The 21,533-nt window shown below is 64.2% G+C and carries 17 protein-coding genes and 1 tRNA gene; 12 read left to right on the top strand and 6 right to left on the bottom strand.

Annotated features, from left to right (window positions below; all coding sequences use genetic code 11):
- The first annotated feature begins 23 nt into the window (after positions 1-23).
- Together B2P87_RS14770 and B2P87_RS14765 are read left to right on the top strand one after the other, a co-directional pair.
- A complete protein-coding gene (locus B2P87_RS14770) occupies positions 24-293 on the top strand; it encodes an usg protein (RefSeq protein ID WP_058286835.1) in 270 nt (89 codons plus the stop codon).
- Positions 294-474: 181 nt separating this feature from the next.
- Complete coding sequence (locus B2P87_RS14765) at positions 475-1,602, top strand: hypothetical protein (protein WP_141890276.1); 1,128 nt, start codon at positions 475-477, stop codon at positions 1,600-1,602.
- A gap of 7 nt (positions 1,603-1,609) precedes the next feature.
- On the opposite strand, the gene B2P87_RS14760 is transcribed toward B2P87_RS14765, so the two are convergent.
- Positions 1,610-2,563 carry a radical SAM protein gene (locus tag B2P87_RS14760; RefSeq protein WP_141890277.1) on the bottom strand — a complete coding sequence of 318 codons (954 nt, stop codon included), beginning with the start codon at positions 2,561-2,563 and terminating at the stop codon, positions 1,610-1,612.
- A gap of 140 nt (positions 2,564-2,703) precedes the next feature.
- Between B2P87_RS14760 and zwf the strand changes: the two genes are divergently transcribed.
- Genes zwf through pgi form a run of 3 tightly spaced genes read left to right on the top strand, consistent with a single transcriptional unit; the run spans position 2,704 to position 6,469 of the window.
- Complete coding sequence (gene zwf / locus B2P87_RS14755) at positions 2,704-4,179, top strand: glucose-6-phosphate dehydrogenase (protein WP_141890278.1); 1,476 nt, start codon at positions 2,704-2,706, stop codon at positions 4,177-4,179.
- Complete coding sequence (gene pgl, locus B2P87_RS14750; RefSeq protein ID WP_141890279.1) at positions 4,176-4,847, top strand: 6-phosphogluconolactonase; 672 nt, start codon at positions 4,176-4,178, stop codon at positions 4,845-4,847. The genes zwf and pgl overlap by 4 nt, the downstream gene beginning before the upstream one ends.
- A gap of 17 nt (positions 4,848-4,864) precedes the next feature.
- Positions 4,865-6,469 (top strand): glucose-6-phosphate isomerase, encoded by a 1,605-nt coding sequence (gene pgi, locus B2P87_RS14745; protein ID WP_141890280.1) that lies wholly within the window; start codon positions 4,865-4,867, stop codon positions 6,467-6,469.
- An 81-nt stretch (positions 6,470-6,550) separates the two neighbouring features.
- Here pgi and B2P87_RS14740 read toward each other — a convergent pair whose 3' ends face one another.
- The 4 genes from B2P87_RS14740 to B2P87_RS14725 form a co-directional block, all read right to left on the bottom strand.
- Positions 6,551-6,976: a hypothetical protein gene (locus B2P87_RS14740; RefSeq protein ID WP_244940803.1), complete on the bottom strand. Its 426-nt coding sequence runs from the start codon at positions 6,974-6,976 to the stop codon at positions 6,551-6,553.
- 216 nt (positions 6,977-7,192) lie between these two features.
- A tRNA-Gly gene (locus tag B2P87_RS14735) sits at positions 7,193-7,266 on the bottom strand.
- A gap of 75 nt (positions 7,267-7,341) precedes the next feature.
- Positions 7,342-9,387: an ASKHA domain-containing protein gene (locus B2P87_RS14730; RefSeq protein WP_141890282.1), complete on the bottom strand. Its 2,046-nt coding sequence runs from the start codon at positions 9,385-9,387 to the stop codon at positions 7,342-7,344.
- 144 nt (positions 9,388-9,531) lie between these two features.
- Complete coding sequence (locus B2P87_RS14725; RefSeq protein ID WP_141890283.1) at positions 9,532-10,698, bottom strand: CaiB/BaiF CoA transferase family protein; 1,167 nt, start codon at positions 10,696-10,698, stop codon at positions 9,532-9,534.
- Positions 10,699-10,882: 184 nt separating this feature from the next.
- Between B2P87_RS14725 and guaB the strand changes: the two genes are divergently transcribed.
- From guaB to B2P87_RS14710, 3 genes are all read left to right on the top strand, one after another.
- Entirely contained in the window at positions 10,883-12,331 is a 1,449-nt protein-coding gene (guaB, locus tag B2P87_RS14720) for an IMP dehydrogenase (RefSeq protein ID WP_141890284.1), read from the top strand.
- A 36-nt stretch (positions 12,332-12,367) separates the two neighbouring features.
- A complete protein-coding gene (locus B2P87_RS14715) occupies positions 12,368-13,540 on the top strand; it encodes an RsmB/NOP family class I SAM-dependent RNA methyltransferase (protein WP_141890285.1) in 1,173 nt (390 codons plus the stop codon).
- Between the two features lie 100 nt (positions 13,541-13,640).
- Positions 13,641-15,956, top strand: a complete 2,316-nt coding sequence (locus B2P87_RS14710; protein ID WP_141890286.1) for an ATP-binding protein — start codon at positions 13,641-13,643, stop codon at positions 15,954-15,956.
- 55 nt (positions 15,957-16,011) lie between these two features.
- Here the strand turns inward: B2P87_RS14710 and B2P87_RS14705 are convergent, their stop codons facing one another.
- On the bottom strand, positions 16,012-16,611 hold the full coding sequence (locus B2P87_RS14705; protein WP_141890287.1) for a gamma-glutamyl kinase: 600 nt from the start codon (positions 16,609-16,611) through the stop codon (positions 16,012-16,014).
- Positions 16,612-16,804: 193 nt separating this feature from the next.
- Here B2P87_RS14705 and recA point away from each other — a divergent pair, with 193 nt between their 5' ends.
- The 4 genes from recA to B2P87_RS14685 all read left to right on the top strand — a co-directional run bounded on the left by recA (position 16,805) and on the right by B2P87_RS14685 (position 21,529).
- Positions 16,805-17,872 (top strand): recombinase RecA, encoded by a 1,068-nt coding sequence (gene recA, locus B2P87_RS14700; RefSeq protein WP_058286848.1) that lies wholly within the window; start codon positions 16,805-16,807, stop codon positions 17,870-17,872.
- Positions 17,873-18,029: 157 nt separating this feature from the next.
- Positions 18,030-20,681, top strand: coding sequence for an alanine--tRNA ligase (alaS, locus tag B2P87_RS14695; RefSeq protein ID WP_141890288.1), 2,652 nt, complete (start codon positions 18,030-18,032; stop codon positions 20,679-20,681).
- Between the two features lie 78 nt (positions 20,682-20,759).
- On the top strand, positions 20,760-21,047 hold the full coding sequence (locus B2P87_RS14690; protein ID WP_141890289.1) for a DUF1330 domain-containing protein: 288 nt from the start codon (positions 20,760-20,762) through the stop codon (positions 21,045-21,047).
- Positions 21,047-21,529 (top strand): MOSC domain-containing protein, encoded by a 483-nt coding sequence (locus B2P87_RS14685; protein WP_141890290.1) that lies wholly within the window; start codon positions 21,047-21,049, stop codon positions 21,527-21,529. The genes B2P87_RS14690 and B2P87_RS14685 overlap by 1 nt, the downstream gene beginning before the upstream one ends.
- Positions 21,530-21,533 lie beyond the last annotated feature (4 nt).

The raw sequence follows: 21,533 nt of genomic DNA, 5'->3' as shown, positions 1-21,533 counted from the left end.
GGGGCCAAGATTGGAGGCTGAAAATGGAGACCAGCGAAACCGAGCTGATGCTGAAAGGATACGGGCTGACCACCGCGGAATTCACCTACCGGATGCCCGATTTCACCCGTGTCCTGAATACATTTGTCTGGCAGGAATACGATCTGGCGCCGGATCATCCGCGGCTGTTCGAGTTCATCGAATTCTGGCAGCGCGAGATTGAGGGTCCACTGCATTCGGTGCGGTTCAATCACCGCAAGATGATCGGCCCTGGTGAATGGCGCAACGTGGTCGGGGAATTCCAGATCCACTAGGCCATCCTGTCCGGACGGCAACACGCAGGCCCGGGAACCGCCGGGCTGTTCCTTGGCTATTGCGGGAGCCAAAGCGCGGCCTTACTCCTATGCGTGTTAAAAAGTCTGGTGCGGCACCGCAGCGCCGGACAGCGCCAAACGGTGGCGGGCAGTCGATAAACAGGCAATACGGCAGGATTTAATGCGCACATATATCTTGGGAAACCAGTTCGAGAACGCACTGGAGGCCACTCTTACCATCCGCGAGAGCCTGTATGGCCGGGACGGCGACGATACCTTTTCAATCTATCATCACGACGAAGGCGCCGGTGTGTATCCCGATCTGTCGGACCGGTTTTTCGGCGGTGCCGGCAATGACACGATCAGTTCGCTCAATTTCGATCTGACGGCGGGCAGCACGCTGCGCGACTACAGCCAGCTCAGCTTTCACGGCGGGGCCGGGTATGACACCGTGTCCTCGCAGATCGACGTGCAGATTACCGGCGGTTTCACCCTGGATCTTTCGCAGATCGAAACGAGCGTTCGGTCGGTCGAACATTGGGATTACGGCATAGATCTGGGCACCAGCACAGGCGACGGCGAATTTGTCATCCGGGCCGGGCGGCAGGACGACACGCTGGATATCCGGCAGTGGGAAGCGGCAGGGGATGCGAGTATCAAGGTTAAGACCCTGGCCGGGAACGATCATGTCAAATATTCCACCGTCGAGGATGTCAGCGATCTGCGTGTGAACACCGGCGGGGGCAATGATTATTTTGAGTTCAACGGGTTCTGGAACATCACCGCTGACCTTCGCGTCTCCACTGGCAGGGGCAAGGATACGGTGGTCATCAACGGAACCACCATCGCTTATCCCGACGGTTTGACGGCGGATATCCGCACCGGTGCCGGCGCCGACACGATCGTTCTGGAAGGGATGCACTCAGAGCGCCTGAATTCGGGTGCGGGCAATGACGATATCTACATCCTGACCGGCAGTTTCAGGAATGCCGCCGACACGATCACGACTGGGGCGGGCAAGGACGAGCTGTTCATCGAGCTGGACGCCTACTCCACCGTTGCGGTGCTGGATGACTTCTCCGCCGAGAACGACGTGTTTGTGTTCGACGCTGACGAGGCCAGCGGAATCATCACCCGCAACACCGATGTAACCTTCGACAGGACGGAGTGGGAGAACGCCAGCGAAGACCGCCTGTATATGAGCAACGCCGAGAACAAGCTGTATTACGGCGACAACGTGCTGGTGGACTTCACCACCGACGTGACACTGAGCGCTGCCAATTTCACCACCGGCGACTGGGAGTACTGAAACCCCCTCAGGCGGAGCAGCTGGCCCCCCCAAGGACGCAGAATTTGGCGCAATGGGGGTGGTTCAGCTGCACCGGGGTTTCGGCTTCGGCCAGGGTGGTGCCCAATTCGAACTCCGGCGCGTAGGGCAGCAGGGTGCAGGCCAGAACGGCGGGTGTCTCTGCGCCCTTGCGCTTGACCACCATCCGCGAGGACGCGCACATTACACTGTCCGGCGACTTGTCGAGGATACCCCAGCAGGCGCTTGTGATTTCAGGGACTTCCACCCGCTCGTCCATCTCCGGAAACAGCACTGTCTGGCCCGGGTCCTGGGCGTCGATGGCGAACCCGTGCTGTTCAAACAGCGCGGCATAGCCCGCACGGGCCTCCGCCTCGCTCTCTCCCCAGACGGTGCGGCCGGCCACCGCCATCCGGAAGCCGTTGTCGCGCAGCCACTCCATGCCTTCGAGTGTCTTGGCAAAGCTGCCTGTGCCGCGTTCCTTGTCATGCAGTTCCGCACTGTGGTGGTCGACGGAGATCCGCAGGGTCAGCTTGTCCCCGAACGCCTCCCGCAGGTCCAGCAGCCCGGCTCTCACTGTCTTGCGCATCATCGGGCGCATGGCGTTGGTCAGGATCAGCACCTCGAAGCCGCGCTCCAGCGCGGCGCGGGCCATCGCGGTCATCTCCGGGTTCATGAAGGGTTCGCCGCCGGTGAAGCCGATTTCCCGGACCGGCCATGCGCGCGCAGCGATCTGATCCAGATAGCTCCGCACCTCGGCCTCGGTCAGATAGACCAGCGCATCGTTGGCCGGGGAGCTGAGGATATAGCAGTTGCTGCATTCGATATTGCACAGCGTGCCGGTGTTGAACCACAGGGTTTCCGGGCGGCTGAGCGGCACAGAGGCGCGGTCCTGACCATCTGCCGTCACGTAAGCGTCTTGAAACTTGCCTAGGTTCGCGACGGGTTTTTGCAGGTCTTTCATGCAGATGTCCTCTGGGGCAGTTCCTTTCGCCGGAAGCTACCTTATACTGGGCAGGAAATGAAAGCAGCCGGGCAGGCACATGACAGGGATGTGAGCGGCGGTGTGCCGCGCTTGCCCCGGCTTAGACAGGAAGAACAATAATGGTTTCGCGTGTCATACCGGTCGATCCGTTTGACCTGGTGATTTTTGGCGGCACCGGCGATCTGGCGCAGCGCAAGATTCTGCCTGCCCTGTTCCGCCGCCATTGCGCCGGGCAGCTGCCGGGCGGCGAGCGGATTATCGGCGCCGCGCGGACCGCCATGAGCAGCGCGGATTACCGCACCGTCGTGGCAGAATCGATCCGCGCGCATGCAGGCCCCAAGGCCTGCGGCGGCGGTGCGCTGGAGGCCTTCCTGGAGCGGATCAGCTATGTCGCGCTGGATGCCTTGGGCGAGGCGGGCTGGCAGCAGCTGTGCAGCGCGCTGGAGGGCACGGAGGAACAGCGGGTCCGGGTGTTCTATTTCTCCGTGGGGCCGGGCCTGTTCGGGCCGCTGGCGGAACGGCTGCACCGCTACGGCCTCGCCACGCCGCAGACCCGGATCGTGGTGGAGAAACCCTTTGGCCATGATCTGGCCTCCGCGCGGGAGCTGAACCGGACGCTGGCCAGCCATTTCGACGAAGGCCAGATCTACCGGATCGACCATTACCTGGGCAAGGAGACGGTGCAGAACCTGATGGCGGTCCGGTTCGGCAATATGCTGTTTGAGCCGTTGTGGAACAGCCAGTATGTCGACCACATCCAGATCACCGTGGCCGAAACCGTCGGTGTGGAGGGGCGCGAGGAGTATTACGAGCGCGCCGGCGCCATGCGCGACATGATGCAGAACCACCTGATGCAGCTTCTGTGCCTGATCGCGATGGAGCCGCCTGCGAAATTCGACCCGGACGCGGTGCGCGACGAAAAGCTCAAGGTGATCCGCGCCCTGGACCCGGTGGAGCCGCATCACATCGTGCGCGGCCAGTATCAGGCGTCGCTGGACCCGGAGGCACCGCATCCGTCCTACCGCGGGCTGGTCGGCAACCCGCGCAGCACCACTGAAAGCTATGTGGCGCTGAAGGCGCATATCAGCAATTGGCGGTGGGCCGGCACGCCGTTCTACCTGCGCACTGGCAAGCGGCTGGTGAACCGGTCCTCGGTCATCAACGTGATGTTCAAGGACGCGCCGCATTCGATCTTCGGGGCCGAGGCGGGCCGCCATGCCAACCACCTGAAGATCCGTTTGCAGCCGAACGAGGGCATCACGCTCAGCGTGACCATCAAAGAGCCGGGGCAGGGCGGGATGCGGCTGGTCGACGTGCCCCTGGACATGAGCTTTGCCGAGGCGCTGGGGCCGGAGGGCGGCGATCCGCCAGATGCCTACGAACGGCTGATTATGGATGTTGTGCGCGGCAACCAGACGTTGTTTATGAGAGGGGACGAGGTGGAGGCCGCCTGGGCCTGGACCGATCCGATAATTGAGGGCTGGAAATCCAGGGGCGATGTGCCTAAACCCTACGTTAGCGGTACCACCGGTCCGGAGGATGCCGATTTGCTTATGCGCCGCGACGGGCGTGAATGGAGGGGGATAAACCCATGAAATTCAACGAATACCCTGACCAGGACATGCTGGCGATCGAAGTCGCGAATGAAATCGCCGGGGATCTGAAAACCCATCTGCTGAATCACGACACGGTGTCTTTCGCGGTTGCCGGCGGCACCACGCCCGGGCTCATCTTTGACGATCTTTGCGCCGCGGACATTGAGTGGGACCGGGTGCATGTGATGGCAACGGACGAACGCTGGGTGCCGCAGGAGCATGGCCGCTCTAACGCGGCGATGATCCGGGCGCGGCTGCTGCAGAACCGGGCCGCTGCGGCGCAGTTCCTGCCGTTCCACGTGCCCGAACGGGAGCCTGAGGAGGTGCTGGCGGAGCTTGAAAGCCGGGTGGTGCCGGAACTGCCGCTGTCGGTATTGCTGCTGGGGATGGGCGAGGACATGCACACCGCCTCGCTGTTTCCCGGGGCAGAGGGGCTGCTGGAGGCGCTGGAGCCGGATGCGCCTGCGCTTACAGTGATGCGCCCAAGCAGCCAGCCCGAAGCGCGGGTCAGCCTGACGGCGCGGGTGCTGGATGGTGCCATTGCCAAGCATCTGGTGATTTTCGGCGAAGCCAAACGGCGGGCGCTTGAACAGGCGATGACGCTGCCGCCGGAAACGGCACCGGTCCAGGCCGTATTGTCCGAGGCGTCCGTGCATTGGGCACCTTGAATTCAGGAAAGTTAACTATGTTCGATGCCTTGAAGACGCTGCATGCCGAAAAATGCGGCGAAAATATTCCTGACCTGTTCGAGAAGAACCCGCAGCGCGCCAGCGCGTTCAGCGTGCGGTTCGAGACGCTGTTGTTCGACTATTCCAAGACCCGGATCACTGAAAAGGTGCGCGAGGGTCTGATTGAACTGTGCGAGGAGCAGGACGTCGCCGGGCGGCGTGCGGCGATGTTCGGCGGCGGCCTGATCAACGAGACCGAACAGCGCGCGGTGCTGCATACCGCTCTGCGCGACCCGGACGGGCCGGACCTGCTGGTTGATGGAGAGGACGTGCGCGCGCCCTTGCGGCACACGCTGGAGCGGATGGAGGATCTGGCGCGCCGGGTGCGCTCCGGCGCGCTGGCCGGGCCTGGCGGTGCCTTTACTGATGTGGTCAACATCGGCATTGGCGGCTCCGATCTGGGGCCGGTGATGGCAACGCTGGCGCTGGCGCCGTATCACGATGGCCCGCGCTGCCATTTCGTGTCAAATGTCGATGGCGCCCACATTCACGACATTCTGCAACGGCTTGATCCCAAAACAACTTTGGTGATTGTCGCCTCCAAGACATTTACCACTGTCGAAACCATGACAAATGCCGCCACGGCGCGGCGCTGGGTGGAGGCAGGCGGCGGCGCGGCGGCGCGCCAGTTTCTGGCGCTGTCGACGTCGGAGGAGGAAACCGCGGCCTTCGGCATCCCGCCGGAGCATGTGTTCGGCTTTGAAGATTGGGTCGGCGGGCGCTACTCAGTCTGGGGCCCGATCGGGCTGAGCCTGATGCTGGCGGTCGGGCCGGAGCATTTCCGGGATTTCCTGGCAGGCGGAAAGTCGATGGACGACCACTTCCGCACGGCCCCCTGGGAGCAGAACATGCCGGCGATGCTGGCGCTGACCGGGATCTGGCACCATCAGGTCTGCGGCTGCCCGACCCGCGCGGTGCTGCCCTATGACCAGCGGCTGCGGCGCCTGCCGGCCTACCTGCAGCAGCTGGAAATGGAATCGAACGGCAAGTCGGTTGCCATGGACGGCACGCCCTTGCCCTACAATTCCGGCCCGGTTGTCTGGGGCGAACCCGGCACCAACGGCCAGCACGCGTTTTACCAGCTGCTGCATCAGGGCACCACGGTTGTGCCTGCCGAGTTTCTGGTTGCCGCCAAGGGCCATGAGCCGGAGCTGGACCAGCACCACCAGCTGCTGGTGGTAAATTGCCTGGCGCAATCCGAGGCGCTGATGCGCGGCCGCAGCCTGGAAGAGGCCTGCGCGCTGATGAAGGCCGCCGGCTATGAAGGCGCAGAGCTGGACCGGCAGGCGCGGCACCGGGTGTTCCCGGGCAACCGGCCCTCCACCACGCTGATCTACCCGCGGCTGACGCCCTATGTGCTGGGCCAGATCATCGCGCTTTATGAGCACCGGGTGTTCGTCGAGGGTGTGATTCTGGGCATCAACTCCTTTGACCAGTGGGGCGTGGAGCTGGGCAAGGAACTGGCCAATTCCCTGCTGCCGCTGCTGCGCGGCGAGGGGTCTGCGGACGGCAAGGACGGGTCAACCCGGGCGCTTCTCAAGTTTGTTCAGGACGCGCAGTAGGGCGCTGAACGGACCCCCGCCCGGAAACCGGGCCAGCGATCTGCCTGAGCGTCCTCAGGCAGATCCGGACCGTGTGCTTCCTTAGGGCATGGTCACGCTGCTGGTGATAGTGTTCACGAATTTTCCGGTCTCGGGATCGGTCAGCGACGTATACGTGCCGCCGCCTTTCGCATCGGCCCATGGGCCGGTGCCGCCGCTCAGAGTCCAGCTTCCGGTCAGCGCGCCGGACTCATCCATGCCTTCGGCGTCCCAGTGCAGCACGACCTTTTCGCCGGCGCTGTCGGTAAAGGCGCAGATGCCGCCGCCCACAACCTGGCCTGAGGCGATCTCAACCGCACCGTAACAGGGGCCTGCCGCGCCGTTCATCGGATGCTCGGCTTCTTCCATTTCCACATTTTCATAGGAGCTGCTGATCTGCATCACCATATGGCCTTCGGCAATCTCACTGACGGAACTGGTCGATATGCCGGTTCCTTCACCCGGCTGATCCCAGGTTGTGCCGGCCAATGCGGCTCCGGCGCTGAATGCGCAAAACAGTGATGCGGTCAAAAAATGTCGTGTCATACTGATACCCTCCCAACCAAGCCGCCTGCACCTTGCAGGCAGGCGGTCCCAGTCTAGCACATTTCGCCCTGCGCCGCGCGGCAGCCATCCCGCAGGCAGGCCCGCACCGGCACGCGGCCCGGCCGGGCGACGGTAACGTTTTGAAATGTATTGGAAAGTTGGAGCGGGTAGCGGGAATCGAACCCGCGCGTTCAGCTTGGGAAGCTGACAGGCTACCATTACATCATACCCGCCTGTGGACAGCAGGATTATGCTGCAGCGCCGAGGAGGTCAAGAGCGCTGCAGCGGAATTATCGCGTCTTTGCGGATCAGCCGCGGCGGCGGCGGCGGCGCCCGCCGGCCCCTTCGCCGTCACCGCCCCCGGTGTTGAAATTCACCTGCGGCAGCGTAACCACGGTTTCCAAAATCGGGAAGGGATCGGCCGAGTTCGGGATCGCCGAGGCGTTCACGAAATGCTCCTGGAAGCGGGGTTCGACGGCGGTTTCGATCTTTTCGATCCGGCGCACGGTTTCCTCGATCTCGCCGCGCGCTTCGGTGTTCAGGAGCGCAATGCGGGCGCCGGTGCCTGCGGCGTTGCCGGCAGAGGTCACCTTGTCCAGCTGGCAATCGGGGATCATGCCCAGCACCATCGCGTGTTTGGCAGAGATATGCGCGCCAAAGGCGCCGGCCAGCACCACGCGGTCCACCTTGTCGACGCCGAACTTGTCCATCAGGAGGCGCGCGCCGGAATAAAGCGCCGCTTTGGCCATCTGAATGGCGCGGATGTCCGGGTTGGTGACGGTGATGGTCGGACCGCCGTCGGCGGAGCCGTCCCACAGCATATAGGCGTTGGTGCGCCCGTCCTGTATGCAGCGGGCGGAGCCGGTCTGCGCAGCGGAGCCGATGAGGCCGGAGGCATCCAGCAAGCCTGCCATGCGCATTTCGGCAATCGCCTCGATGATCCCGGAGCCGCAGATGCCGGTGATGCCGGTGGTGGCAATGGACTCGGAGAATCCGTCCTCGTCCGACCAGACGTCGGAGCCGATCACCCGGAAGCGCGGTTCTTTGGTCTCCGGGTTGATCGCGACCCGCTCAATGGCGCCGGGCGCGGCGCGCTGGCCGCTGGAAATCTGCGCGCCCTCGAACGCGGGGCCGGTGGGGGAGGAGCAGGCCAGAACCTTTTCCTTGTTGCCCAGCAGGATCTCGGCGTTGGTGCCCACATCGACCACCAGCACCAGATCCTCGGATTTGTCAGGGGCTTCCGACAGCGCCACCGCGGCCGCATCGGCGCCCACATGGCCGGCAATGCAAGGCAGCAGGTAGACACGGGCGGCAGGGTGGATGTTCAGCTCCAGCTCGGTTGCGCGCAGTGCCAGCGAATTGGAGGTCGCCAGGGCAAAGGGCGCCTGGCCCAGCTCGAACGGGTCGATGCCAAGGAACAGGTGGTGCATCACCGGATTGCAGACAAAGACCGCGTCCACGATCAGCGCCTTGTCAATGCCCGCTTCAGTCGCGATCTGGGTGAACAGCGCACTCATGCCCTCGCGCACCGCACGGGTCATCTCCTTGTCGCCGCCCTTATTCATCATCGAATAGGACACCCGGCTCATCAGGTCTTCGCCAAAGCGGATCTGCGGGTTCATGATGCCGGAGGAGGCCACGACCTCGCCGGTTTGCAGATCGCAGAGATGGGCGGCGATGGTGGTGGAGCCAAGGTCGACGGCCAGCCCGTAGATCGAGCCCTCGTAGAAGCCGGGCCAGATGTGCATGATCTTGGGCGGGTGGTTTGCGTCGCCCAGATGCACCGCCACGGTCACTTTCCAGCCGCCCTTGCGCAGGGCTGGCTGCAGAACGCTCAGGATATGCAGGTCCGTCTTGACGCCTTTCAAGTTCCACTGGCTGTCCAGCGCCTCGATCAGCCGCTCCATATCGCCGGTGGGCTTGTGCATGTCGGGTTCTTCCACCTCGACATAATAGAGCCGGGTGGAGGGGTTCATGGTGATCTCGCGGGCCTCGGCCCGTTTGCGCACCACCTGGCGGTGGACCTGGCTTTCCGGCGGCACGTCGATCACCACGTCGCCCTGCACGGTGGCCTGGCAGCCCAAGCGGCGGCCGTCGATCAGGCCGCGCTTATCCTTGTAGCGCTGCTCAACCTTGTTCCATTCGCTGAGCGCGCCTTCCTGCACGGTGACGCCGTGTTTGGGGAACTCGCCATAGGAGGGGGTGATCTGGCACTTGGAACAGATGCCGCGGCCGCCGCAGACCGAGTCGAGGTCGACCCCCAGCTGCCGGGCGGCGGTGAGGATCGGCGTGCCCGCGGGGAAACGCCCGCGCTTGCCGGAGGGGGTAAACACAACGAGGGGTTCGTCAGTCATGCCTGTGGCCTTCTCATTCCGCAATTTAGGCGGAGCATATGGGCTTTTGCGGCAAGCGAAAGGCAAGGGGCGGCATTTTCCCGCCTGCCGGCGGCATTTTTGTGAATTGATGACTTTGGGATGCGGATTTGCGGCGTCGTGCCGTCAGGCGGGCTGCTGCCGTTCAACCTCTTCCAGCCACGCCAGAATCTGCGCCCGGCTGCCGTCCAGCCGCGGCGCAGGGGGCCGGGTTGCGGGATCGGGCAGGCCGCTCATCTTGATCGGATTGCCAGCTGACAAATATTCGGGGCGGCCATTCTCGTCCAGCACATCCACAACCATGTTGCGGGCCAGGATCTGCGGATCCTTAAGCACCTGATCGACAGTCTGGATCGGCCCGGTGGGAATGCCAGCCTCGGTCAGCAGCGCGATCCAATGCGCTTTTGTTTCCTCCAGGGTCACCGCCTCGATCAGCCGTTTCAGCAGGCGGGCGTTGTCGCAGCGGGCGGGATTGGAGGCAAAGCGCGCGTCCCCGGCCAGCGGCAGCTGCAGCACATCGCACAGGCGGGCAAACAGCGCGTCATTGCCGGCCGCAATCACAAACAGCCCGTCGGAGGCGTGAAAGGTCTCAAACGGGGTGATCGAGGGGTGGCGCGCGCCAGAGGGCTGCGGCGCTTCGCCGGTCACCGAGGTGATGGCAATGGCGTGCTCCAGCAGCGCCAGCTGGCTGTCGAGCATGGCCACGTCGACGAATTTGCCTTCGCCGGTTTTCTGGACGTCCAGAAGCGCCGCCAGAATGCCATGGCCCAGAAACATGCCGGCCACGATGTCGCCGATCGAGGCGCCGACCCGCACCGGCTCGCGGTTCTTTTCGCCGGTGATCGACATCACCCCGCCGCGGGCCTGGACCACCATGTCATAGGCCGGTTTCAGGGCATCCGGCCCGCTGTGGCCAAAGCCGGATACCGCGCCGTAGATCAGCCGCGGGTACTGCGCGTGCAGCGCGTCCCAGCCGTAGCCCAGCCGCTGCATCACCCCGGGGCGGAAGTTTTCCAGCAGCACATCGGCCTGTGCCAGCAGACGCTCGAATATGGCGCGGTCGTCCGGGGCCTTCAGATCCAGCGCGATGCTTTCCTTGCCGTGGTTGATGGTGGCGAAATAGGCGCTTTCGCCGTCCTTGAACGGCGGGAAGGTGCGGGTATCGTCACCGCCGCCGGGACGCTCCACCTTGATGACCCGGGCGCCCAGATCGGACAGGATCATGGAGCAGTAGGGGCCGGCCAGCACATGGGTGAGGTCCAGGATGGTGATGTTGTCCAACGGTCGGGGCATGGGGGATCCTGTTCGCGGTTCGGTGCAGCACAGTCCTAACGTTCCTGTGAAACAGAACCTTGATGCAAGTCAGGAAAAGCCGGGTTTTCTGCACTGCGGGAATTCTTGCCCTCTGCCTCTTTCCCCCCGGGCGGTTCTGTGCCATAGGGTCACCGCCAAACGGGGTTATGCATGGGGATGACAAATGCAGATTCGTGAGGCTCTCACCTTTGATGATGTTCTTTTGGTGCCGGGCGCGTCCAGCGTGCTGCCCAGCACCGCCGACACCCGCACCCGGGTGACGCGGTCGGTGTCGCTGAACATCCCGCTGCTCAGCTCGGCGATGGACACGGTGACCGAATCCCGCATGGCGATTGCGATGGCGCAGGCCGGCGGCATGGGGGTGATCCACAAGAACCTGAACACCGAAGAGCAGGCCCGCGAAGTGCGCCGGGTGAAGCGCTTTGTCTCCGGCATCGTCTATAACCCCATCACGCTGACCTCAGACCAGACGCTGGCCGACGCCAAGGCCCTGCAGGAGCGCTACCGGGTGACCGGCTTCCCGGTGGTGGACGAGGCCGGCCGCGTTGTCGGCATCGTCACCAACCGCGACATGCGCTTTGCCTCTGATGACAGCACGCCGGTTTCGGTGATGATGACCTCTGACAATCTGGCGATGCTGCAGGAGCCCGCCGATCTGGAAGAGGCCAAGTCGCTGATGAAGGCGCGCCGGATCGAAAAGCTGCTGGTCTCCGACAAAAACCGCAAGCTGACCGGTCTGCTGACCCTCAAGGACACGGAACAGGCGGTTCTGCATCCCACCGCCTGCAAGGATGAACTGGGCCGCCTGCGTGTGGCGGCGGCCAGCTCGGTTGGCGACAGCGGCTTTGAGCGCTCCGAGGCGCTAATCGACGCGGGCGTGGACATCGTCGTGGTGGACACCGCGCACGGTCATTCCGCGGGCGTGATCGACGCGGTGACACGGATCAAGGCGCAATACAGCAATGTGCAGGTGATTGCCGGCAACGTAGCCACCGCGGAAGCGACCCGCGCGCTGATTGACGCGGGCGCGGATGCGGTCAAGGTCGGCATCGGCCCGGGGTCGATCTGCACCACCCGCATGGTGGCAGGTGTCGGCGTGCCGCAGCTGACCGCGATCATGGATTGCGCAGGCGCTGCCGGCGATATTCCGGTGATTGCCGATGGCGGCATCAAGTTCTCCGGCGATTTTGCCAAGGCGATTGCGGCAGGCGCCTCCTGCGCGATGGTCGGCTCGATGATTGCGGGCACCGATGAGTCCCCCGGCGAGGTGATCCTGTATCAGGGCCGCTCGTTCAAATCCTACCGCGGCATGGGCTCGATGGGGGCAATGGCGCGCGGCTCTGCCGACCGCTATTTCCAGAAGGACGCCGCCAGCGACAAGCTGGTGCCGGAAGGGATCGAAGGCCAGGTGCCGTACAAGGGCGGTGCCGGGCCGGTGGTGCATCAGCTGGTGGGCGGCCTGCGCGCGGCGATGGGCTATACCGGCTGTGCCACCGTGGATGAGATGCGCAAGAACTGCAACTTTGTCCGCATCACCGGTGCCGGTCTGAAGGAAAGCCACGTGCATGACGTGCAGATCACCCGCGAAGCGCCGAACTACCGGGCGGGCTAAGCTGATGATGGCCGCATGTGATACCGGGGCAGGGGCATGACCCCCGCCGCCCGCCTGCAGGCGGCCATTGAAATCCTCGACCAGGTGCTGGCGGGGGAGCCTGCGGAAAAGGCGCTGACCTCCTGGGGCCGGCGCAGCCGCTTTGCCGGCTCCAAGGACCGCGCCGCGGTGCGTGACCATGTGTTCACCGCGCTGCGCTGCTTGCGCTCCCATGCCGCCCAGGGCGGCGCGCGCAGCGGGCGCGGGCTGATCCTGGGCGCGCTGCGGGATGCCGGGCAGGACCCGGATGAGGTCTTTACCGGCCAGGGCCACGCCCCCGCGCCGCTGACCGGGGCGGAACGCCAGCTGCCGCCGCCGCCTGAAGGGGCTGAGGCGCTGGATATTCCCGATTGGCTGTGGCCCGCGTTCAGCGCCAGCCTTGGCGCCGAGGCGGAAGCCGCCGCGCAGGCCCTGCGCCGCCGTGCGCCGGTGCATCTGCGGGTGAACACCGCCCGGGGCACCTTGCAGCAGGCGCAGGAGGCCTTGGCCGCGGACGGCATTGCCACCCGGCCGCATCCCGCGGCTGCCGCCGCGCTGGAAGTCAGCGAAGGCGCCCGCAAGCTGCGCAACGCCAAGGCCTATGCGGACGGCCTGGTGGAGCTGCAGGACGCCGCCAGCCAGGCGGTGGTCGAGCAGCTGCCGCTGGCGGACGGCATGTCCGTTCTCGATTACTGTGCCGGCGGCGGCGGCAAGAGCCTTGCTATGGCGGCCCGCGCCCGGATCCGGCTGCACGCCCATGACGCCGATCCCAAGCGGATGAAGGACCTGCCGGAGCGCGCTGCGCGGGCAGGCGCCAGTGTGACGCTTCTCTCCCCCGCGGATGCTGCTCGCACGGGTCCGTTTGACCTGGTGCTGTGCGATGTGCCCTGTTCCGGGTCCGGATCCTGGCGGCGGGCGCCCGAGGGTAAATGGCGGCTGACGCCGGAGGGCTTGCGCGCCTTGCAGGAAACCCAGTTGGAAATCTTGCGCACGGCGGCCGGTCTGACGGCGCCGGGCGGCACGCTGGCCTATGCGACATGCTCCATGCTCCAAGCGGAAAACACCCAGCAAGTTCAAACCTTTATCGGAGAAAATCCTGAGTGGTCCCTGGCGGCGGAGCAAAGCTGGCAGGTGCAGGATGGCACCGATGGGTTCTATGTTGCCGTGTTGACGCGCGCAAAGGCTGGTTGATAGGGTCGCGGCCGGGAAACCCTTTGTTTTTCTTAACGTGGTTTTAACCAAAGCCGCCGCGTTATGGCGTCACCAAGCACTGACCATGGATGGAGCCGTAATGTCCGGTCGCCAAGACACTTCCGTTCCGGAACTGCGCGTTTACGCGCCTGAGCATGCCCGGCTGGCCGCCACGCTGCTGCTGGCCGTGATGCTGATGTCCGGCCCCTGGCTGTTTGCGCTGCCCGACTGGATGAGCCGCGGCTTCGTCATGGTGGGGCTGACACTGGCGGCGGTGGCGGGCCTCATGGTGGTGCAGAGCCGGATGCGGCTGAACGCGCGGGCGATGGCGGCGGAGCTGCTGACCGGCTTTATCGAAAAAGATGCCACTCCCAGCTTTGTCACCGATGACGACGGGGTGATCCATGCCTGCAACGGCGCCGCGGTAAAGCGGTTCCAGGACGGCAGCCGGGACACCCTGCCGGGCACATTGCGGTCGATCCTGGCGAACCCGTCTGCCGTGCTCTACCGGCTGCAGAGCCGCGCCCGTGTCGATGGCGCCGCGCGGGAGGATATCGTGACCCGGCGCGGCCATGTCCGGCTGGCGGTGCATCAGATGACGGGCGGCAGTTTCCTGTGGCGGGTTGAGGATATTCTGGAGCGCGGCGGCAACGGCCGCGGCGCGGAGTCTATACCGGTGCCGATGATCACCGTTGGCCGCACCGGCGCGGTCCTGTTCATGAACGAGGCAGCCCGCAGCCTGATCGGCGAACGGGTGAAATCGACTGACCGCCTGTTCCCGGCGCTGCCGGTTCTGCCGGGGCGGATCAACACGCTCAGCACCAAAAACGGCCCGGTGCAGGTTCTGGTCAGCGAAAACAACCGCAATCAGGGCCGCAGCGAATTGTTCATGATGGAAGTGGACGAAAGCGGGCTGGACGCGGCGCAGGCCGGACTCGAGGCCTTGCCGGTTCCGTTCCTCAAGGTGGCGCCCACCGGCGAGATCCTGACCACCAACCGGATGGCGCTGCGCCTGCTGGGGGTGGAGAGCTGCGCCAATCTGAAACTCGGCCAGCTGATGGAAGGCCTTGGCCGACCGATGTCCGACTGGCTGCGCGATACCGCTGACGGGCTGGCGCCGAACAAATCCGAATTCCTGCGCCTGTCCCGCTCGGACAAGGAGGTCTTTGTCCAGGTCACCCTGACCCGCGTGGTCGAAGAGGGCACCCCGGTGCTGATTGCGGTGCTGAACGACGCGACCGAGCTGAAGACGCTGGAAGCGCAGTTCGTGCAAAGCCAGAAGATGCAGGCGATCGGCCAGCTGGCAGGCGGGGTGGCACATGACTTCAACAACCTGCTGACGGCGATTTCCGGCCATTGCGACCTGCTGCTGCTGCGCCACGATCAGGGCGATCAGGACTATGGCGATCTGATCCAGATCCATGAGAATGCCAACCGCGCGGCCTCGCTGGTCAGCCAGCTTCTGGCGTTCTCGCGCAAGCAGACGCTGCAGCCGGAGATCCTGGATGTGCGCGACACGCTGTCGGATCTGACCCATCTGCTGAACCGCCTGGTCGGCGAGAAGGTCACCCTGACCCTCAGCCACGATCCGGTGATGAAATCCATCCGCGCCGACAAGCGGCAGCTGGAACAGGTGCTGATGAACCTGGTGGTGAACGCGCGCGATGCGATGCCGCAGGGCGGCGAGATCCGGGTGGAGACCGAGGTTCTGTCGCTGGACAAGCCGCTGGAGCGGGACCGCGCCACCATGCCCGCCGGCGATTGGGTGACCGTGAAGGTCTCCGACGAGGGTGTCGGGATTGCGCCGGACAAGCTGCAGAAGGTGTTCGAACCCTTCTACACCACCAAGCGCACGGGCGAGGGCACCGGACTGGGCCTGTCCACGGCCTATGGCATCATCAAGCAGACCGGCGGCTATATCTTCGTCGACTCGGTTCAGGGTCACGGCACCCAGTTCACCCTGTTCTTTCCGGTCTTCAAGCAGCAGGCGGATGCGCTGGCCGTGGAAAAGCCTGCGGTGGCGGAGGACAAGACCGCGGCCAACCAGCATGGCGAGGGCGTGGTGCTGCTGGTCGAGGACGAGGCGCCGGTGCGGGCCTTTGCCTCGCGCGCACTGCGGATGCGCGGCTATACCGTGCTGGAGGCGGAATCGGCCGAGGATGCGCTGCGCACGCTGGAAGATCCCGGCCTGACAGTGGATGTCTTTGTCACCGACGTGGTGATGCCCGGTATGGATGGTCCCAGCTGGGTGCGCGAAGCGCTGAAGGAGCGGCCCGATACCCGTGTGGTCTTTGTCTCCGGCTATGCCGAAGGCGCCTTTGGCGAGGCGCAGCCGGAGGTGCCGAACTCGGTGTTCCTGCCCAAGCCCTTCTCGCTGAACCAGCTGACCGAGACGGTGCACGCCCAGCTGCATTAAGCCCCGGGCGGCAGCTTCAAAGACCCAAGCCGCCGGACCCGGCGGCTTTGCCGTGTCAGCGGACCGGGATCGACTGGTACAGTTCGAACTCCGCCGCCCGTTTGCGCCGCAGGCGGGCCCCGGCCTCCGGGCTGAGCGGCAGATCCGCTGCGGGGCTGACGTTCTTGCGCTCCAGATGCAGTTCCGTGTCCAGGCGCTGTTCGAGAAATGTTTTCAGCGCGTTCCGGTCCTCATAGCGGAACAGATGGCTGACCTTGCAGCCGTTCGGCTGCGCTTCCAGAAACTTCGCCTGGCTGCCGACATTGGCATAGGCGGGCGGGTTGCCCTTGCAGCAGGCGTTCAGAAAGTCTTCGAAACTGATGTCCTTGGTGGAATTGGGCTGACCGTCCAGCGCAGGCCGCTGGCGGTAGCGGTACCAGCTGCCCAGCCAGCTGACCGGCTCCCGCATCACCGCGGCAACCTCCAGCTCGGCCCCGCAGACCTTTTCATACATCGGCCGGATCCAGCGGTTATAGCGGTAAAGCGGCGCGTGCTTCAGCTCCGGCGGGTCGGAGATCACCAGATCGGCCCGGTCGCGCAACGCGGCCTGAAAGGCGGTGGTGCCAGTTTTGGGAACGGACAGAAGCGCCAGCCGTTCCTTGAAAAATATCATCATTCCGTTAACTGCCCGGTAAAATTTATTGCTCTGCCTTAACCATAAATCTTTCTTTAACACCCCGGCCCTGAACTGGGTACATCAGTTTTTCTGTTGCAATGTTCTCTTTTTGATCTCATAAGGAACAAGAGGTGAACAAAGCAGTGATTGCCGCACGCCCCGGTGTGTGACAGATAGAAAGGGACAAGGGACTATGGCGGATCTTTTGACCATGAAAAATAAAATTAGCGGTGACAAGCAAAAGGCGCTCGACAGCGCGCTTGCCCAGATTGAGCGGCAGTTCGGCAAGGGCTCCATCATGAAGCTGGGCGATGGCACGGCCCTGCAGGAGATCGAGGCCAGCTCGACCGGCTCCCTGGGGCTGGACATCGCGCTGGGGATCGGCGGCTTGCCGATGGGCCGGATCATTGAAATCTACGGCCCCGAAAGCTCGGGCAAGACCACGCTGACGCTGCATTGCATTGCAGAGCAGCAGAAGAAGGGCGGCGTTTGTGCCTTTGTCGACGCGGAACATGCGCTGGACCCGCAGTATGCGGCCAAGCTGGGCGTCGACCTGGATGAGCTGCTGATCTCGCAGCCCGACACCGGCGAACAGGCGCTGGAAATCACCGATACGCTGGTGCGCTCCGGCGCGGTCAACATGGTGATCGTCGACTCGGTGGCGGCACTGACCCCGAAGTCGGAGCTTGAGGGCGACATGGGAGACAGCAGCGTCGGCGTGCAGGCCCGCCTGATGAGCCAGGCGATGCGCAAGCTGACCGGCTCCATCAGCCGCTCCAAATGCATGGTGATCTTCATCAACCAGATCCGCATGAAGATCGGCGTGATGTTCGGCAGCCCGGAAACCACCACCGGCGGCAACGCGCTGAAATTCTATTCCTCCGTCCGGCTGGACATCCGCCGCATCGGCGCGATCAAGGACCGGGACGAGGTGGTCGGCAACTCCACCCGCGTCAAGGTGGTGAAGAACAAGGTGGCGCCGCCGTTCAAGCAGGTTGAATTCGACATCATGTATGGCGAGGGCATCTCCAAGATGGGCGAGCTGCTGGACCTGGGCGTGGCGGCCGGTGTCGTCAACAAGTCCGGCGCCTGGTTCTCCTACGGGGATGAGCGCATCGGGCAGGGGCGCGAGAACGCGAAGGTGTTCCTGCGCGAAAACCCCGCCATTGCCTATGACATCGAGGACAAGATCCGCGCCTCGCACGGGCTGGAATTCGAACGCCCGGATCTGGACGGCGCCGACGATATCCTAGAGGCCTAAGCGCCGGATAATCTGATCAAATCTGAGGATCACGGGGGCGCGGCGCAGGCTGCGCCCTTTTTCATCGGTGCCGCCGCTTCCCGCTGTAGACAGTGCCCCGGCAGGCGGGTAAACCTGCCCGGAACGCTTGTTTTTAAGCCCGCAAGAGATCCCGCACATGCCGACGCTCAACGATATCCGCTCTACCTTCCTGACCTACTTTGCCAAACAGGGGCACGAGGTTGTCGACTCCAGCCCGCTGGTGCCGCGCAACGACCCCACGCTGATGTTCACCAACTCCGGCATGGTGCAGTTCAAAAACTGCTTCACCGGGGTGGAAACCCGTGAGTACAAGCGCGCGACGTCGTCGCAGAAATGCGTCCGGGCCGGCGGCAAGCACAACGACCTCGACAACGTGGGCTATACCGCGCGCCACCACACGTTTTTTGAGATGCTCGGCAACTTCTCCTTTGGCGACTACTTCAAGGAGGAGGCGATCCCCTTTGCCTGGGAGCTGATCACCAAGGAATTCGATATTCCGAAGGACCGGCTCTACACCACCGTCTATCACACCGATGACGAAGCCTTTGACATCTGGAAGAAAATGGGCGTGCCGGAGGAGCGGATCATCCGCATCGCGACCTCCGACAACTTCTGGCAGATGGGCGACACCGGCCCCTGCGGCCCCTGCACCGAGATCTTCTATGACCACGGCGACCACATCTGGGGCGGCCCTCCGGGCTCGCCGGAGGAAGACGGCGACCGCTTCATCGAGATCTGGAACCTTGTCTTCATGCAGAACGAGAGGTTCGCGGACGGCACGATGGTCGATCTGGACATGCAGTCCATCGACACCGGCATGGGGCTGGAGCGGATTGCGGCGCTGCTGCAGGGCACCCACGACAACTATGAAACCGATCTGTTCAAGGCCCTGATCGAGGCGTCCGCGAACGTGACGAACACCGACCCGTTCGGGGATCAGAATGTGCATCACCGGGTGATCGCCGATCACCTGCGGTCGTGTTCCTTCCTGATCGCCGAGGGCGTGCTGCCCTCGAACGAAGGCCGCGGCTATGTTCTGCGCCGGATCATGCGCCGCGCGATGCGCCATGCCTCGCTGCTGGGCGCCACCGATCCGGTGATGCACAAGCTGGTGCCGTCGCTGGTGCAGAAGATGGGCGCCGCCTATCCGGAGCTTGGCCAGGGCCAGGCGCTGATCGAAGAGACCTTCGAGCAGGAGGAAACCCGTTTCCTGCGCACACTGGACCGCGGCCTGAAGCTGCTGGATGAAGCCTCAGCCGATCTGAGCAACGGCGACGTCTTGCCGGGCGAGACAGCGTTCAAGCTCTATGACACTTACGGCTTCCCGCTCGACCTGACCCAGGACGCCCTGCGCGCCAAGGAGATCGAGGTCGACACAGATGGCTTTGACGCCGCGATGAAGGCGCAGAAGGAGCAATCCCGCGCTGGCGGCATCGGGCTGGGCGAAGCGGCGGATGTGAAAGTCTACTTCGATATTGTCGACGCGGCCGGCACCACCGACTTCCTGGGCTATGAGACTGAAAAGGCCGAGGGCCAGATCGTCGCCATCGTCAAGGACGGGGCGCAGCTGCAATCCGCTGCCAAGGGCGACACGGTTCAGATCATCCTGAACCAGACGCCGTTTTATGGTGAAAGCGGCGGCCAGGTGGGCGACAGCGGTGTGCTGACCGTTGAGGGAGGCGCGGCCCGCATCACTGACACCAAAAAGGTGGAGGGCCTGTTCCTGCACATTGCCGAAGTGACTGAGGGCAAGGTTGCCGTCGGGCAGGGCGCGGCGATGGAAGTGGACCACGACCGCCGCAGCAAGATCCGGGCCAACCATTCGGCCACTCACCTGCTGCACGAGGCGCTGCGCAACGCGCTGGGGGATCATGTGGCGCAGAAGGGCTCTCTGAATGCGGCGGACCGCCTGCGGTTCGACTTCAGCCACAACAAGGCGATGAACGCGGAGGAACTGGCCAAGGTCGGCGCGGAGGTGAATGATTTCATCCGCCAGAACACGCCGGTCTCCACCCGGATCATGACCCCGGATGATGCGCGCGAGCTGGGCGCTCAGGCGCTGTTCGGCGAGAAATACGGTGACGAGGTCCGCGTTGTCTCCATGGGCCGCGCAGCCACAGGCAAGGGCCATGACGGCGACACCTATTCGATCGAGCTGTGCGGCGGCACCCATGTGAAGCAGACCGGCGACATCGGCACTTTTGTCATCCTAGGCGACAGCGCGTCCTCTGCCGGCGTGCGCCGGATCGAGGCGCTGACCGGTGCGGCGGCGGTGGAGCATCTGGAGCGCGAAGCGGGCCGGATGGCCGAGGTCGCAGCGGCCCTTAAGGCGCAGCCTGCGGAGGTTCTGGACCGTCTCAAGGCGATGATGGATGAGCGCAAGGCGCTGCAGAACGAGATTTCCAACCTCAAGCAGCAGATCGCCATGGGCGGCGGTTCCGGCGGCGGCGCCGAGGCCAAGGACGTGAATGGCAAGAAGTTCCTGGCCCAGGCGCTCAAGGGCGTATCCGGCAAGGACCTGCGCGGCCTGATCGACAAGCATAAGCAGAACATCGGCTCTGGCGTGATCCTGCTGATCGCCGAAGAAGACGGCAAGGTGGCCGTGGCCGCCGGCGTGACCGACGATCTGACCGGTGAAGTCTCTGCCGTGGACGTGCTGAAGGCCGCGGTTCCGGCCGTGGGCGGCAAGGGCGGCGGCGGCCGTCCGGATATGGCCCAGGGCGGCGGCAAGGACTTCTCCGGTGCCGAGGAGGCGATCAAGGCCGCGGAGGCCGTGCTGGCGGGCTGACCATTTGGTCAAAAAACACTTGGTCTTTCCGGCAAACGGCCTAAGCTGCCGGAAAGATCATTAACCTGGGAGGCTCCGATGCCCGCGCTTTGGATTGCACATGTGACCGTCACAGACGCCGATGCCTATGGCAAATATGCCGAACTGGCAGGCCCGGCTATCGCCAAGCATGGCGGCGAGTTCATTGCCCGCGGCGGCCGGTTCGTGCAGCTGGAGGGCAAGGAGCGCCCGCGCAACGTCGTTGCCAAATTTCCCAGCGTTGAAGCGGCGGTCGACTGCTATCACAGTGCCGAATACCAGGAGGCGCTGGATCATGCGCGCGGTGCTTCGGAGCGTGAGCTGATGGTGGTGGAAACCTCCGAGTAATGGTCACCGCCTTTGCGGAGATGCTGAAATGCCATGCGGCCCCGGGCCGGGTGGCATGGATCGGTCTGCGTCCCGGGCGGCGGGGAGACGTTAAGACGCCCGGCAGCGCCGAAGTGTCCCTAGACGGCTTGGCCGGCGATCACGCCAAGGCTGGCAAGCGCGCCGTAACCCTGATCCAGGCGGAACACTTGCCGGTTATCGCGGCCCTTGCCGGCATGGACGTGGTGAAGCCGGAGCAGTTGCGGCGAAACCTTGTGATTTCAGGCATCAACCTTGCAGCGCTTCGCAAAGCGGCGCTGCGGGTTGGCAATGCGGTGCTGCAGGTCACCGGGCCTTGTCCGCCATGTTCGAGGATGGAGGAAGTGCTGGGCCGCGGCGGATACAACGCGATGCGCGGGCATGGCGGCTGGTACGCAGAAGTGCTGGAACCGGGCAGGGTCGTCTTAGGCGATAGCGTTACGCTTCTGACAGACGCAGAATGAAAAA

Origin of the sequence: Leisingera sp. UBA4491 (assembly GCF_002388965.1) — a bacterium.
In the GTDB taxonomy this organism is placed as follows: Bacteria; Pseudomonadota; Alphaproteobacteria; order Rhodobacterales; family Rhodobacteraceae; genus Leisingera; species Leisingera aquaemixtae.
Note: the sequence above shows the minus strand (reverse complement) of the source record. Positions and strands in the feature narration are given on the sequence as shown.